Raw genomic sequence first — 14,708 nt, forward strand, 5'->3', positions numbered from 1 at the left:
ACCGTGATCCTGAGGTGGGTGCCCATGCAATTTATCCGATTGCGTCAATCGCTGGCATATGTGACGCGGTGCGGGCCGGCGCCTGAAGGAGTGCCTGACACAGGGCTTCACTGGCGTAGCAGGAGACCACGTGACCGCCGTTCTCCGGCTGCGGGCGCAAGGGACCTTCACGGCAGACCCTTACCCAGGGCTGGCCGCTGCGCGACACCCAGCGCAGCTCCTCGGCCGGCGTCTCGAACAGGACCCAGACCGCCGCAGCCGACATCTCCGCCGCTTGACCGCGCACCAGATGCACCTGCGCCCCCCACCTGCGCAGCCGCCGCTCCAGCTCCCCCTGCCAGGGGCCAGGCGCAGCCAACAGATTGATCCGCTGCCCGGCCAGCGGCAGCGGCACCGGAATGGCGATCGAGGTCAGCAACGGAACCTCGAACACGAAACGGCTGCCGACACCCGCGGTGCTTTCCACCCAGATGCGGCCGCCCATGCGTTCGCATAGCTGCTGGCACAGGGCGAGGCCGAGGCCGGAGCCGCCGAAGCGCGACACGATGCTGGGCCCGGCCTGGACGAAGGGTTGGAAAAGGCGCTCACCTTCTTCCGGGCTCAGGCCGATACCGGAGTCAGTGACTTCAAGGCGCAGGAACCCGCCCTCTTGCTCACGCACATGCGAGACGCGCAACTGCACCCGGCCAGAGGCGGTGAACTTCAGCGCGTTGCTGGTGAGGTTGCGCAGCACCCGCTCGATGGCGGCCATCGGTGCGACGGCCGCCGCAGGTACATCGGCGTCCACCACGCAGTCCAGTTGCAGGCCCTTGGCCTGTGCCACCGGTGCGTACAGCACCGCCACCCGCTCCAGCAGCGCGGACGGTGCGAAGCGTTCGGGCGTGAGTGTCCATTGCCCGGATTCGATGCGCGACAGATCCAGTACGTCGGTGATGATGTCCATCAGGGAATCGGCGGACTGGCGCAGGCGCAATACGCGTTCGGCGGGCTCGGCCTGCAACGGGCTGCGTGCCAGCAGCTCCAGGTGGCCGATGATGCCGTGCAGCGGGGTGCGGATCTCGTGGCTCATCGCCGCCACGAAATTCGATTTGGCCCGGCTGCAGGCGTCTGCCTCCGCAGTCCGCTTCTGCTCTGCTTCCAGCTCGCGCATGTCGTGGCTGATGTCTTCCACCATCAGCAGCACACCGCCTGGCCAGGCGTCTCCACCGGAGTGGATGTGCGTGCGATGGCAAAGGCGCTGCTGCGGATCGTTGGCCAGGGCCAGGCTACCCTCGATCGTCACCGCGCCATGGCGCACGTCGGCCTGCATCATCGCCTCGCGCAGCTGCGGCATCAGCCGCGCGCCGCTGGCGCGGTCCATGCGCTGCAGCGGGCCATTCCAGTCCTGCACATGACCGGTGCCAGCTTCCAGAAGGGCCACGCCCACCGGCACGTGCTCAAGCAGCAGGCGAAGGCGGCGATCCCGCGCATAGATGGCCTTCACCTGCCGGAACGCGGGTGTGTACATGCGTCGGTGCAGCCACAGCAGCAGGAACCACAGCAGGGCCAGCGCGGCCAGCAGGCAGGCAATACCACTGAGCAGCATCGATGCAATGCCGCGCAGAATGTCGCCCCAGCAGTAGGTCTCCACCAGCGTCCAGGGCGTGCCTGTCACCGGCAGTGCCAGGGTGAAACGTCCATTGTGGAAACGGGCACGCGTGGCATCGCCCAGCAGCACCCAGTCGGTATCGGCGCAAAGGTCGCCATCGCTGCCGGCATCATCCGAGCTGAGCACCCGCATCCCGTCGCGGTCCAGCAACGTGATGTGGCCCTGGCTGTTACGACGCAGCAGCGCCTGCAGTCGCGCCATCGGCTCATAGGCCACGAAGGTCGCAATCGGGGTCGCACCCACGGTGGCCTGGAACACCGACACCAACGATGGTTCGCCGGTGATGGGATGACGGCCGAAGGTGCGACGCGGGGTGTCGCTGCGCTCCACGCTTTCGAGCAGGGGCACCTGGTCATGTCCGGACGCCGGCGCCAGCAGCTGGGCCGGCGCGCGCAGGTGCTCGAACACTTCGCTGCGCGAACTCGCCGCCAGCGCCGTGATCAGGCTGCGTTCGGTCAGGCCCTTGTCCAGTGACAGGTACTGCCCGCTGGGGTCGAAGAAGTAGGACGCGCTGGCCGGTTCACTCTCGTCGGCAGTGCTGGTCAGGCGCTGGATGAGCGATACCGCTGTGGTCAGCTGCAGGTAGCGTTCCAGTTCCTGCGCTCGCCATTGTGCAGTGTCCAGACCCAGCGCCATCTGCGGACGGCTGTTCCTGTCTGCGACCACCACCAGCCGTTGCCCGCCCTGCAGGTAGCCCCGGCGCAGATCGTCGGCGCTGGTATCGCCCAGCTGGATGTTCCGGTCCCAGGCGTACTCGGCCATGTTCGCCAACCGCGCGTAACTGGCGTCCTGCCGCGCCAGCTGGATCTGCAACGCGGTGTGGGCGCGGCGGAAGTCAGCGATGCGCCGCGCCTCGTATCCATTCACCTGGACCACGACGAGGGTAAACAGCACGCTCAGCGACAGCAGGCTCAGCACTGCGCCGCAGGCCAGCATCAGCCGGCGCGGGTACTGCTTCAGTGCCTGCAGTTCGCCCGCATGGATCGGCGTCGCCGCCGCGCCGGAGCGCAGGCGGTGCAGCGAATCTGCGAGGGAGGATGAGGCGGGCGACATGGCATCGCGCAACGTGAAGAAAATGAGAACGCCAGCATGCGTGGCGGCGGCGACCGTCGATGTAGGACAAGGTCCAAAAATGCGCCGACGCATGACGCATTCAACTCGCCAGACAGTTCTGTCCACATTTCGAACTTGTCCGGTTTCCGTGCCGCTTCGGGCTGGGGACGCTGTGCATCTCCCTGTTGACGAGGACGTCGCGATGAGCGCATCAAGAGGCCGCGAACGCCGGTGGGCACTGCATCTGCTGGCCCGCCATGCCTGCCACCGCGCAAGCCTGCAGATAGGTGCCGCCCTGCTGCCGATGCTGCCTGCACCTGCGCAGGTCTCACTTGCCGAAGGCGCATTTGCGGTGCTCGGACCGCTGCTGCAGGCGGAGCGGCATGGCCGGGCCTTCGACACCCTGCAGCGACTGGGCCACGCGTCATCTTCGGCTTCGACCCTCGCAGCCCGCTTCCTGGCGGGGCGCTGGCTACGCAGCGCACAGGCGCGTCACCTGCAATCCCTGCCCTTCCCTGCCCTGCAGCAACGGCTGCGCGCAATGGCGTGGCGCGATCCGGGCGCACTCTGGGCCTCCTCGGCCGGCCGGCGGCGCGTGATCTGCCTGCTGCCCAGTGGCGATTTCAACCTGGCCATGGCCGCGCTGCTGGATCGGCCGGGCGCCCCCGCACACTACTTCATCAATGCCCTCCACCATGAAGATTCGCCCATGCACCGCACGTTGCTGGACCTGCAGCGCTGGGGTCATCGCCTGGATATCGGGCGGCCGCCGCGCTGCGGCCAGGCCTGGAGGAAACTGCGACGTGGGGCCACGGTAGTGACCCTGCTGGACCCCTGCCCGTGGCGCGAGACGGGAAGTGCCATTGAGCCTGCGCCACTGCGCCTGGCCAGATTGGCCCAGGTTCCGGTGCTGTTGCTTGGCCACCGCTGCGATGGCAGTACCGCTGGCACGCTGCACGTACTGGGCGAGTACGGCGCCGCGTCCATCGCCAGCGGCGCCACCGCGCTGTATGCCGCCGCGCACGCCTTCCTGGCCGCCGCGCCACACGACTGGCACGATCTGGATCGGTAACCCGGCCCTTTGGCCGCAGCAGGCAGTCACCCGCTGCGGCCTGCTCTCTCAGGCAACGATCAGCGCCACATTGATGTTGTTACGGGTAGCGTGCGAGTACGGGCAGACGATGTGCGCCTTGCGCACCAGATCCTCGGCCTGCACTGCGGGCACGCCCGGCAGCGAGATGGTCAGTGCCACGTCGATGGCGAAGCCGGTGCTGACCGCACCGATACCAACGCGACCGGTGACCGAGGCGTTGTCAGCAATCGCGATGTTCTCCTGACCGGCCACGTACTTCAGGGCGCCGAGGAAACAGGCGGAGTAGCCGGCAGCGAACAGCTGTTCCGGATTGGTGCCGGTGCCGCCGGTGCCGCCCAGCTCGGCCGGGGTGGAGAGGGCGATGTCCAGGGTCTTGTCCGACGAGGTAGCGCGACCTTCGCGGCCGCCGACCGCGGTGGCCTGGGCCGAGTAAAGGATCGATTCGATGTTCATGGAATGCTCCGGTTGATGGAATGAGGGTGGCCGGACTGTGCCGCCACCGGGTCATCCTGCGCACCACTGCGAATGCCTTCCATCGGACAGCGACGATACGCGGCAGGCATCAGCAGCTCGCTCGCGCCGCTACTGAGACCGCGAATGAGCGCGGACGTCCCAGTGGTGGTCGTTTGCAGCGCGAAAGCTTGTGCGCAGCGAACAGGCCCTTTCCAGCATCCGGCAGGCAACTGCCCCTGGCCTTGTGCGCGCTTGGCGCTATGCTGAACGTCCCTGCTTGTGAGCACCCCCATGCGTACCCTCTACCCCGCCATCGAGCCCTACCGCGAGTTCACCCTGCCGGTGAGCGATCTGCACACCCTGCATATCGAAGAGTGCGGCACGCCAGAGGGCATCCCGGTGGTGTACCTGCATGGTGGTCCCGGCGCCGGCATCTCGCCCACCCACCGCCGCTTCTTCGATCCGGCGCGCTACCGCATCGTCTTGATCGACCAGCGCGGCAGCGGCCGCTCCACGCCGTTCGGCGAGCTGCGCGACAACACCACACAGGACCTGGTGGCCGACATCGAGAAGGTACGCGAGCACCTTGGCATCGAACGCTGGCTGGTCTATGGCGGATCCTGGGGTTCAACCCTGTCGCTGGTCTATGCGCAGGCGCATCCCGAACGCGCCACCGGCCTGATCGTGCGTGGCGTGTTCCTCGGCCGCGAGATGGAAAACCGCTGGTTTGCGGAAGCCAATGGCGGTGCGCGCTGGATCTTCCCGGAGCGCTGGGACCGCTATGAGGCCTACATCCCGGAAGCCGAGCGTGGCGATATGATCGCGGCCTACTGGGCGCGCCTGGACAGCGCCGACGAGGCCACCCGCATCGCCGCCGCGCAGGCCTGGCTGGGCTGGGAGGACAACGCCGCCACCCTGCAGCACGACGTGGATGCCGTGTCCACCGATGACCCGCTGGATACGCTGGCCAAGGCCCGCATCGAAGCGCACTACTTCCGCAACGGCATCTTCCTGGAGCCGGACCAGCTGCTGCGCGACATCGACCGCATCCGCCACCTGCCCGGCGTGATCGTGCAGGGCCGCTACGACATCATCTGCCCGCCGCGCAGCGCCTGGGACCTGGCCAGGGCCTGGCCGGAAGCCAGGCTGGAGATGGTGACCTCCGGCCACAGCGCGAACGAGCCGGCGACGGTGGATGCACTGGTGCGGGCCACGGACGCGTTTGCTGATCGATTCTGAAGGCACGGGGTAGTGCCGGCCGCTGGCCGGCATTCCAGCGATTGCAGGTAGAGTCGACCAACAGTCGACTCTACCCATGCCGGCTATCCCCTCGTCACGGATTGGCATCAAACACCACCGTCATGTTGCCCTGCCAATGCGAGCCGGGCGACTTCAGCATCTCTGTCACTGCGTCGCGACCTGCGGTGAAGCGCAGCGTTGAGCGGCGCTGCAACAGATAGCCATCCGGGGTGAAGCGTGGGGCCCGCGCATTGTCCGGCAGCAGCGGCGTGCCCTGTGCCGGGCGTCCATCTATTACGCTGCTCATTCCCGGAATGGTCACGTCAACGTCTACCGGAACCACTGTATCGTCTTCAGCATTACGGATGCCGCAGCGATCCGCAGCCTCGTGCTCACACTGCAACTTCATGTTGAAATCCATGGAGCTTGTCAGCAGAAAGGGAAGCTCCTGCCTAAGTCTGCTCGGCCGGATTCCGTGGTCTCGCCATTGCGACCATCCACCTTCCGGCGCTAGCTGTACCACTGGCGCATCCACAGGGAATCGCACAGCGAACTGATGCTGGACTTCCAGTTCGATTGCAATATTCAGGGTGCCATCAGAAATCAATGCCCGATCACCGAAGTCGATGTCCCCACCCGGGCCCATTGTGAGCGGCACTACACCGGTATAGCGGCCGTTGTGCATGGCAACCGCATTGGGGAACTGGAGCTCGTAGCTGATCCCGAAGTATAGAAATCTGCCTGGCGGCATGTCGGCGAGAACCGTCTTTGAGCAGCCCTGCCCCCGCTCATCCAAGCGCCACTGGAAGTCGAACCAGGTCGTCCCCCCACGCCCAAAAATCGAATTGCAAGGAGGTGGAGCCGAGTGCCCAGTGGGCCGCACCGAGTTCGGCCTGCCCTCAACGCTGCCAGTGAAACTATCAACTCGCCAGCGCACTTCCACCGCGCTTCCATTCTCTTCATGGGTCAGCGTCACCGTCCGCAGAACAGAGGGCATGCGAAAGTAGAGAGATTCCCTGCCCGTGGCTCCTGCCTCGAACCCTTCCGGATAGCTGATGGCCACCCCCTCCACGCGAATACTGGGCCTGCAACCTGGCCTGGTGCAATAGTTGTGGCGAGGCGTCGTGTCCTTAAATTGACCGTTCCCGGGTTCCAGTGGAGTGGGCTTGTATTCGCCCGTTATCTTCAGATCCAACGCCTGCGCCTGCCATGTGCCTGCCACGAATCCAAGTAGCACGAGCAGCCAGGACCATGACTGACGCGGCTCAATGATTTGGTTCAATTCGATGCTCCTGATACAGAACTGCGCCGGGTATCTGCCGTTGCTGCGCGGGTGATAACTGCTTCCTTGCTGCTGATACATCTGATTCCACCCACCATCAGCACATCACCCTCACGCGGATACCGCCCCTCTTCCATCGTCAGCACGCAGCTCACCAGGTTCGGATAGCGCAGCTCCACCACCGGCGCCCGTGCACTCAGTTCCAACGTGAAGAACCCCTCTTCCTGGCTGACGCTGCGCCCGGCATGGTTGATCACCTGCACACCGCGCACGCCATTGCCATCCGCATCGATCACCTGGCCCATCACGGTGAACGTGCGCAGCACATCCACGGTGGCGTGCATCACCCCGCCCTTGTTGAGGTGGTAGCTGACGGTGGACGGCTGCAGGGTGGCAGCGGGCGCGTGCCGCCCCTGGAAATCGAACTGCACATGGCCTGCGCGGTAAGCGGTCACCGGCACGAAGTTGCGCCCCGGCTTCAGTGCCACGCCGCCCCCCCGGCTGTCGTCGGCACGCAGGGCAACATCGGGATAGTCACTGCGCACGTCGACGATGATGCCGGTGTCCACGCTGCCGCTGCGGCCCTGACCAAGCACCGCGGCACGGCCACCGCCGATCACCAGCGTGCTGTCCAGGTTGGCGCTGCCGCTGACGTGGCCCGAGCCTGCGCCACGGTATAGCTGCACGTCTCCCTCCAACAACGAACTCTGCAGGTAGGCACCTGCACCAGCACCGATGCCGCTGCGCTCGGCACTGATCATGCCGTTCACGCTCTGCAGCAGCTTGCCATCCACACGCTGCGTGGCTGTCGCGCTGACATAGGTATCACGCTGGCCAGCCTCGCCGGTACGGCTACCGAGGCTGCCGCTGTAGCTGCGACGCTCGCTGCCCAGCGATACGCTGACGGTCAGATCAACGCCGCGCTGCCGGCGGTAATGGGTGAAGCGGCTGCCAGGTCGATCGTAGGCCGAGACCCGCCAATTCACATCGTGCCTGCCGAACAGGGTCTCCCGGCGTCCATAGGACACATCGATGCCGGTGCCTTGGGTGAAGCCCGTGCTGCGCGCCACCCGCAGGCTGGCGTTGTCGCGATGGCTGAAGCGATGGGTGATCGACACCGCGGTGGTGTCCTGCCAGCCCCCACGGGTTTCCCAGCGCGGCGCCGAGCCATCACCGGGCAGGACACGTTGGCGTTGCTCGGCCCAGCTGCGCGCGTGGTTGGCCACCACCGATCCGGCGCGGTAGCGGTACAACCCCTGCAGGTCGACGCCACGCCCGGCATCGCTGGAGGTGTAGACATTGGTGTAGGTGCTGAAGCGGTCGCTGGCCTGCCAGTCCATCGACAGCCCCGTCGCGTGACGTGTGCCGATCTGCTGCACCGTGGCACCTGCCACCGCACGGGGATGCACCAGGTAGTTGACCACCGCGCCGGCGGCCAGCTTGCCCTCCTGTAGTGCGCGACCACTGTCGAGCAGGCCACGCTGCTGGCCTGCGAACACGCTGTAGCGCCAGCGGCGGCTGGGGTCGCTCCATCGACTTGGTTTGTGGATCGACGCGGTCTCACGCGAGGCCTCGCGGCCATCCTCGATGACACGCAGTTCCACGTCGTAGATGCCACCGGGCAGGCGGCGGGTGTCGATTTCCTGGATGCCCGGCTTGACCGCCTGCGTGGACAACAGATTGCCGTCGCGCAGGATCTCCACCACGCCTTCGCGGCTGGCAGTGACATAGACCGGGTACACACTGGGGCTGCGGGTGTCGGCCAGCAGCACGTCCGACGAGCCGAGCATGAAGCCCAGCGCGGTATCGTTCTGGGTACCGGGTGCGCGCGGCTGGCGGATGATGCCTTCGAAGGTGGGCAGGAAGTAGCCGGCACGCACGAAATGGTCACCGAGTTCGCGCTGGGCATACAGTGCACTGAGATAGTGCTCGCGGCTGCCCGGTTGGGCGTAATACTGGTAGCTGCCGACCGTGCTCCAACGGCCGACGCTGCCGCGCAGTTCGGCGCTGTAGCGTGCGGACGTTTGTTGCTCCTGGCCGCCGTGCACGGCCACGCTGTTGCGCACGATCAGCCCATGGCTGCCGCGCTCCGGCAGCGTGACGTGGCGCCCTTCCTTGTGCGCGCCCTCCGGGGTTAGCAGGCTGAGCAGGGAATTGGACAGGCTGTAGTGCAGTGCCGACAACCCGCGACATTGCTGGCTGCAGACGCCCAGCGCCAGCGGCTCGGCCAATGCCTCGGCCCAGCGCGCCCGCTCCGTCTGCGGCAGCGGGCTGTCATGGGCTTCGCCAAAGCCGATCAGCTGCACACGATTGTCTTCGTGCAGCAACACCTCGGCGTCACCCAGGTAGCGCCCGTCCAGCTCTACCCGCACTGTGAGCGGATTGCCGAACAGATGCTCGCGGAACTCCGCAGGCATGCGCTCGCGCTGCTCCAGCAGGCTGGGCAGCTCACCCAACGCAAGACCGGCGGCATGGCTGGACGCGGCAAACACCACGGCGCCGATGCCGGCAGCCAATCGCGCAAGGGCCGGAGATGCGGGACGGACGGGTCGTTTCATGGGCGGATGCCCGTGCCCTCCCGCTGCATCTGCGATGCGGCAGGAAGGGCACGAAGCTGCATGATCGTCAGATGTCGCTTTCGAAAATCATGTGGAACTGGCCGCCGTAGCTGCCCTGCTTGTAGCCATCGGTCGGCACGGTGGGGGTAATGGCAAAGGCCAGCGACTTGCCGGCAGCCGCCTGGGCGGCGTTGGCGACTTCGATCTTCGCGGCCGAGGTAGCCGGCACCACCACGTTGTCCAGCTTCACTGCCAGGTCGACCACGTCGGCGGCCGAGGCCATCTGTGCCGGTGCCGACAGGTAGGCACTGATCGCTGCCGGCGACTTGATATTGATGACACGGCCGGTCAGCTCACCCAGTTCCTGACGGGCGGTGTTCCACGGCAGGTTCTGCGGCAGGCCTTCCCAGCCATCGGGGGTGGACACCTGCAGGCCAGCGGTGTTCGGCACGTCAGCGGTGACGTTGACGGTGATCGACTTGGTTTCGGTAGCGGCCAGGGCAACGGCCGGGGTGATCAGCAGGGCGGTGGCCGCTGCCAGCAGGGTGGTCTTCAGGGACATGGATGCACTCCAGGGTCAAGGGTGGAAATCAAGGTGCCAGGCAAGGGCAACGCCGTCCCAGCGGGCGCCTGGCAGGCCCGTTCGGGACAGATCCATCGGTGGAAGTGGGCTTAACGGCGCGAGTCGATGCTGCGTTGGCTGTCGCCTTCGCGAAGCTCGAAACGCAGGAACTGGTGCTCGGCGGCATGCAGCGCATAGCTGTTGCCGGGACGCACATGGGCGATGATTCCCGGCGTGCAGGTATCGGGACGGTCGCGCTCGCACTGGCGGAGGTTGTCCAGCACCACGGTGGCGTTGCCGCGATTGCGTACCTGCTGTTGTTCGATGCGCGTGTCGTAGCGCGGGTTCTCCGGCGCGACGAAGAAGATCGTGCCGTAGCCGGTGAACACGCGGATGGCCGAGGTGAGCTCCGCCGCCTCCCGGGCCTGCTCTTCGCTGAGCGAGAAGTCCTCGGCCGTTGGAGCCACCGGAATGAAGCGCAACCGGTAGTAGCGCTCCTGGTCACGCGCACCGCGATACACCAGGCGTGTGGCCTGCTGTCCATTGCCTGCGATGATCAGGCGGCTGGGGCTGGCGATGACGCCTTGGGCATCCGGCGTATTGCGGACCAGCGCGGTGGTATCCACCGGCGTTTCGCTGGCCTTGCCGTCTGCATCGAAGTGCATCTGGGTGACTTCCACACGCACATAGGCCGTGGCGTCACCGGTGTTGCGGATGCGCTTGAGCAGGTTGCTGTGCGTGGGTTGCAGGTAGTCGAACAGTACGCCGACGTTGATCTGTGGGGTCTTGGCTTGGGCATTGCCTGCGAGCAGAGCCAACAGGATCGAACAGAGGACGCGCGGCATGGCGGACTCGCTGGGAGAGGCGAGCCACAATTTTCACAGCGGCCTTACACGCCAGCCATGCAACAAGTTGCAAAGATCGGATCTGTCCTACAGGTTTGAAACGATTCCTACGCTGGCAGTGAACGGCGCCCCACCCGCCCGCAGGATCACCTGCATTCTTCGCACCTCCCTTACAGACTGGTGCCGATGATCCGGCCATGGGCGCCACGGTGGCGAACCCAACCCTCTACAGGAGCACGCCATGATCGGTTTCCGCTACCTTCCCGCTGCCCTCGTCGTTGTCGCCGGCCTGCTGTTGGGGGCCTGCTCCAAACCGCAGGAGGCCAGCAAGGCCACCGCCGCCGAGGACGTGACCGAAGTGAAGCTGATTCCGTCCTACGAGTCGCTGGACAAGGACAAGGACGGCATCGTCACCCTGGCTGAAGTGGATGCCGTGGCACCCGACTGGGCCGAGCGCCTGCACGCCTGCGATACCGATCGCGACCAGAAACTGAGCCGCGGCGAGTACGACGTGTGCAAGCAGACCAGCACCGCGCATTGATCCCGTGATGCGCCATCGATTGGCGCGACGCGTACCCGGCTATACCAAGGTATAGCCGGGCTAACCCACGAGCCTCTAGGACTGCCCCATTCAGGGGCGGACAATAGCGCCACTGGCCAGGGCAACCCTGGCCGGCCCCTCCCCTCATGGAGACGCAGATGGACCCCGACCCTGCCGGGCGCACCGCGCCCCGGATGCCCGCTTGTTGCCTGTTCCTGGCGCCTGCCCGCCGGTCCCTGCCTGCCTGAGTGACGGGGGATCGCCAGGTGCCGCCTGCCTGGAGATCGCCCCCATGTCGTACAAGATCCTCTACATCACCCTGCGCCGCCTGATCGGTGAGCGCGATGTTTCTGCCCTGCGCAGCCAGCTGCTGCAGCACGGCCCGGTCATGTTCGCCCGCTCGCTGTCGCTCGGCTCGCCGCGCGTAGTGGCCGACGCGCTGTCGCTGCTGCCGATCAGCGAGCGCATCAACGTGCTGCGCCACCTGCCCTACCCGCTGCGCGATGCGATGAAGCCGCTGTGCATTGGTGGCAGCCAGCGCCTGCACATGCAGCCGTGGTCGCCGGCGGTGCTGGCGATGCGCCACGCCTGATCTGTTCCATCCGTTCCGTTCGTGTTCCGGCCCCGGCCGGCTCTGACATTCGAGGAGAGTCCCATGAGCCTGCTCAACGCCTGGTTCAACGCCTTCCTGCGCAGCCGTCGCGCAGGCAACCTGTTCCGCCGCCGCGCGATGCCCGAGGCCGGCTTCGGCCCGGGCAGCGCCGAGGCCGCGCCGTTCGCGCTCACCACCGGCCTAGTCACCCTTGCCCAGCAGGATGAAGCCCAGCTGTTGGCCACGCTGGAATCGCATGCCGACGGCCTCAGCCCGCATGAGGCCGAGGAACGGCTGGCCACGCTCGGCCCCAACGAGGTCGATCACGAAAAGCCGCTGCCGTGGTGGCGGCACCTGTGGCAGTGCTACCGCAACCCGTTCAACCTGCTGCTGACCGTACTGGCGGCGGTGTCCTGGCTGACGGAGGACATCAAGGCCACGATCGTGATCGGTGCCATGGTGCTGCTGTCCACGCTGATCCGCTTCGTGCAGGAAGGCCGCTCCAACCGTGCCGCCGAGCGGCTGAAGGCACTGGTCGGCAATACCGCTCGCGTGCTGCGCCGCAATCCCGGCACCGAGGCGGCAGACGTGGCCGACCAGTACTTCGGTGCGCACCTGCACAGCCGTCGCCCGGCGCGATTGCTGGACCTGCCGATCCGCGAACTGGTGCCCGGTGATCACATCGTGCTGTCGGCCGGCGACATGATTCCGGCCGACTGCCGCGTGCTGACCGCCAAGGATCTGTTCGTGGCACAGGCGGCGATGACCGGCGAGTCGCTGCCGGTGGAGAAGTTCGCGCACCCGGGCGATGGCCTGGCCGGCCTGCTGGAGCAGCACAATCTGTTGTTCATGGGCACCAATGTGGTGTCCGGCACCGCCACCGCCGTGGTGCTGGCCACCGGCAACCGCACCTACTTCGGCACCCTGGCCCAGCGCAGCACCGCTACCGACCGTGCGCCCACCGCATTCCAGGCCGGCGTCAACAGCGTCAGCTGGCTGCTGATCCGCTTCGCGCTGGTGATGGTGCCGTTCGTGCTGCTGATCAACGGCTGGACCAAGGGCGACTGGACCGAGGCGTTCCTGTTCGCGCTGTCGGTGGCGGTAGGCCTGACCCCGGAAATGCTGCCGATGATCGTCACCTCCACCCTGGCCAAGGGCGCGGTGCTGCTGTCGCGGCGCAAGGTGATCGTCAAGCGCCTGGATGCGATCCAGAACTTCGGCGCGATGGAGGTGTTGTGCACCGACAAGACCGGCACCCTCACCCAGGACAAGATCGCGCTGGAGCGGCATACCGATGTGTTCGGCCACGATTCGGAGGACGTGCTGAAGTTCGCCTACCTCAACAGCCACTTCCAGACCGGCCTGATCAACCTGCTCGACCGCGCGGTGCTGGAGCACGTGGAGCTGCAGAGCTCGTTGCGGCTGTCGCAGGACTACCACAAGGTGGATGAGATTCCGTTCGACTTCGAGCGCCGCCGCATGTCGGTGGTCGTATCCGAGCGCGAGGACCACCATGAGCTGATCTGCAAGGGCGCCGTGGAAGAGATGCTGGCGGTGTGCAGCACCGTGCGCGAGAACGGCCAGGACATGCCGCTGGACGAGCGCCGCCTGGCGCGGGTGCGGCAGACCACCGAGGAACTCAACGAACAGGGCCTGCGCGTGGTGGCAGTGGCGATGAAGGAGACTGCCGCCAGCCAGACCGCCTACTCGCAGGCCGACGAGTGCGGCCTGACCCTGGTCGGCTACGTGGCCTTCCTGGACCCGCCGAAGGAATCGGCTGCGCAGGCGCTGCAGGCGCTGGCCGCGCATGGCGTGGAAGTGAAGGTCTTCACCGGCGACAACGAGCTGGTGACCGCACGCGTCTGTGCGCAGGTGGGGCTGGACGCGGACACCATCCTGACCGGCCCGCAGATCGAGCGCATGGATGACGGTGCGCTGTCGCGGGCGTTGCACCACCACCGCGTGTTTGCCCGCCTGACCCCGCTGCACAAGGAGCGCCTGGTACGCGAGCTGCGCGCACAGGGCAAGGTGGTCGGTTTCCTCGGCGACGGCATCAACGATGCACCGGCGCTGCGCGCGGCCGACATCGGCATCAGCGTGGATAGCGCGGTGGACATCGCCAAGGAGGCCGCCGACATCATCCTGCTGGAAAAGAACCTGATGGTGCTGGAGGAAGGCGTCATCCAGGGCCGGCGCACGTTCAACAACATGCTGAAGTACATCCGCATGACCGCCAGCTCCAACTTCGGCAACGTGTTCTCGGTGCTGGTGGCCTCGGCCTTCCTGCCGTTCCTGCCGATGCTGCCGTTGCAGCTGCTGGTGCAGAACCTGCTGTATGACATCTCGCAGATCGCCATTCCGTTCGACAACGTGGACGAGGAGCTGGTGCGAAAGCCGCTGAAGTGGAACCCGGCGGACATCGGCCGCTTCATGGTATTCTTCGGGCCGATCAGCTCGATCTTCGACCTGACCTGCTTCGCCTTGATGTGGTACGTGTTCGATGCACGCACGCCGGCCGACCAGGGCCTGTTCCAGTCCGGCTGGTTCGTGGTGGGCCTGCTGACCCAGACGCTGATCGTGCACATGATCCGTACACCGAAGGTGCCGTTCCTGCAGAGCATCGCCGCACCGCCGCTGCTGGTGATGACCGGCCTGATCATGGCCATTGGCGTGGCCCTGCCGATGAGCCCGCTGGCCGGTTACTTCAAGCTGCAGGCCCTGCCGACCGGCTACTGGCCGTTCCTGGTGGCGATCCTGTTCGGCTATGCGGTACTGACCACCGCACTGAAGAAGTTCTACATCCGTCGCTACGGCTGGCAGTAAGCGCCCGCCGCCTTGTCCA

At 66.2% G+C, this 14,708-nt stretch carries 11 protein-coding genes; 5 read left to right on the forward strand and 6 right to left on the reverse strand.

Annotated elements, in window-relative coordinates; genetic code table 11:
• Positions 1 to 31: 31 nt before the first annotated feature.
• The gene (locus N5D91_RS03935) at positions 32 to 2,701 is read right to left on the reverse strand and encodes an ATP-binding protein (RefSeq protein WP_180853902.1); all 2,670 of its coding nucleotides are present in this window, start codon (positions 2,699 to 2,701) and stop codon (positions 32 to 34) included.
• Between the two features lie 202 nt (positions 2,702 to 2,903).
• Here N5D91_RS03935 and N5D91_RS03940 point away from each other — a divergent pair, with 202 nt between their 5' ends.
• The gene (locus tag N5D91_RS03940) at positions 2,904 to 3,773 is read left to right on the forward strand and encodes a hypothetical protein (RefSeq protein WP_180853903.1); all 870 of its coding nucleotides are present in this window, start codon (positions 2,904 to 2,906) and stop codon (positions 3,771 to 3,773) included.
• A 48-nt stretch (positions 3,774 to 3,821) separates the two neighbouring features.
• Here N5D91_RS03940 and N5D91_RS03945 read toward each other — a convergent pair whose 3' ends face one another.
• Positions 3,822 to 4,247: an organic hydroperoxide resistance protein gene (locus tag N5D91_RS03945; RefSeq protein WP_180853904.1), complete on the reverse strand. Its 426-nt coding sequence runs from the start codon at positions 4,245 to 4,247 to the stop codon at positions 3,822 to 3,824.
• 291 nt (positions 4,248 to 4,538) lie between these two features.
• Here N5D91_RS03945 and pip point away from each other — a divergent pair, with 291 nt between their 5' ends.
• Positions 4,539 to 5,486, forward strand: a complete 948-nt coding sequence (pip, locus tag N5D91_RS03950; RefSeq protein WP_180853905.1) for a prolyl aminopeptidase — start codon at positions 4,539 to 4,541, stop codon at positions 5,484 to 5,486.
• 94 nt (positions 5,487 to 5,580) lie between these two features.
• Here the strand turns inward: pip and N5D91_RS03955 are convergent, their stop codons facing one another.
• From N5D91_RS03955 to N5D91_RS03970, 4 genes are all read right to left on the reverse strand, one after another.
• Positions 5,581 to 6,768 carry a hypothetical protein gene (locus tag N5D91_RS03955; protein ID WP_180853906.1) on the reverse strand — a complete coding sequence of 396 codons (1,188 nt, stop codon included), beginning with the start codon at positions 6,766 to 6,768 and terminating at the stop codon, positions 5,581 to 5,583.
• A complete protein-coding gene (locus tag N5D91_RS03960) occupies positions 6,765 to 9,326 on the reverse strand; it encodes a TcfC E-set like domain-containing protein (RefSeq protein ID WP_180853907.1) in 2,562 nt (853 codons plus the stop codon). The genes N5D91_RS03955 and N5D91_RS03960 overlap by 4 nt, the downstream gene beginning before the upstream one ends.
• Before the next feature lie 67 nt (positions 9,327 to 9,393).
• On the reverse strand, positions 9,394 to 9,888 hold the full coding sequence (locus N5D91_RS03965; RefSeq protein ID WP_180853908.1) for a CS1 type fimbrial major subunit: 495 nt from the start codon (positions 9,886 to 9,888) through the stop codon (positions 9,394 to 9,396).
• A gap of 110 nt (positions 9,889 to 9,998) precedes the next feature.
• Complete coding sequence (locus N5D91_RS03970) at positions 9,999 to 10,733, reverse strand: CS1 fimbrial subunit B flags: Precursor (protein WP_180853909.1); 735 nt, start codon at positions 10,731 to 10,733, stop codon at positions 9,999 to 10,001.
• Between the two features lie 241 nt (positions 10,734 to 10,974).
• Between N5D91_RS03970 and N5D91_RS03975 the strand changes: the two genes are divergently transcribed.
• The 3 genes from N5D91_RS03975 to mgtA all read left to right on the forward strand — a co-directional run bounded on the left by N5D91_RS03975 (position 10,975) and on the right by mgtA (position 14,689).
• Positions 10,975 to 11,274: a hypothetical protein gene (locus N5D91_RS03975; RefSeq protein WP_180853910.1), complete on the forward strand. Its 300-nt coding sequence runs from the start codon at positions 10,975 to 10,977 to the stop codon at positions 11,272 to 11,274.
• 292 nt (positions 11,275 to 11,566) lie between these two features.
• Positions 11,567 to 11,866 carry a hypothetical protein gene (locus N5D91_RS03980; protein WP_088026117.1) on the forward strand — a complete coding sequence of 100 codons (300 nt, stop codon included), beginning with the start codon at positions 11,567 to 11,569 and terminating at the stop codon, positions 11,864 to 11,866.
• A gap of 63 nt (positions 11,867 to 11,929) precedes the next feature.
• The gene (mgtA, locus tag N5D91_RS03985) at positions 11,930 to 14,689 is read left to right on the forward strand and encodes a magnesium-translocating P-type ATPase (protein ID WP_180853911.1); all 2,760 of its coding nucleotides are present in this window, start codon (positions 11,930 to 11,932) and stop codon (positions 14,687 to 14,689) included.
• The last annotated feature ends 19 nt before the right edge of the window (positions 14,690 to 14,708 follow it).

Origin of the sequence: Stenotrophomonas sp. GD03794 (assembly GCF_029842145.1) — a bacterium.
Taxonomy (GTDB): Bacteria; Pseudomonadota; Gammaproteobacteria; order Xanthomonadales; family Xanthomonadaceae; genus Stenotrophomonas; species Stenotrophomonas riyadhensis.

Coding starts and splice junctions, on each gene's coding strand:
- N5D91_RS03935 (WP_180853902.1), bottom strand. CDS start 2,701: ATGTCGCCCGCCTCATCCTCCCTCGCAGATTCGCTGCACCGCCTGCGC.
- N5D91_RS03940 (WP_180853903.1), top strand. CDS start 2,904: ATGAGCGCATCAAGAGGCCGCGAACGCCGGTGGGCACTGCATCTGCTG.
- N5D91_RS03945 (WP_180853904.1), bottom strand. CDS start 4,247: ATGAACATCGAATCGATCCTTTACTCGGCCCAGGCCACCGCGGTCGGC.
- pip (WP_180853905.1), top strand. CDS start 4,539: ATGCGTACCCTCTACCCCGCCATCGAGCCCTACCGCGAGTTCACCCTG.
- N5D91_RS03960 (WP_180853907.1), bottom strand. CDS start 9,326: ATGAAACGACCCGTCCGTCCCGCATCTCCGGCCCTTGCGCGATTGGCT.
- N5D91_RS03965 (WP_180853908.1), bottom strand. CDS start 9,888: ATGTCCCTGAAGACCACCCTGCTGGCAGCGGCCACCGCCCTGCTGATC.
- N5D91_RS03970 (WP_180853909.1), bottom strand. CDS start 10,733: ATGCCGCGCGTCCTCTGTTCGATCCTGTTGGCTCTGCTCGCAGGCAAT.
- N5D91_RS03975 (WP_180853910.1), top strand. CDS start 10,975: ATGATCGGTTTCCGCTACCTTCCCGCTGCCCTCGTCGTTGTCGCCGGC.
- N5D91_RS03980 (WP_088026117.1), top strand. CDS start 11,567: ATGTCGTACAAGATCCTCTACATCACCCTGCGCCGCCTGATCGGTGAG.
- mgtA (WP_180853911.1), top strand. CDS start 11,930: ATGAGCCTGCTCAACGCCTGGTTCAACGCCTTCCTGCGCAGCCGTCGC.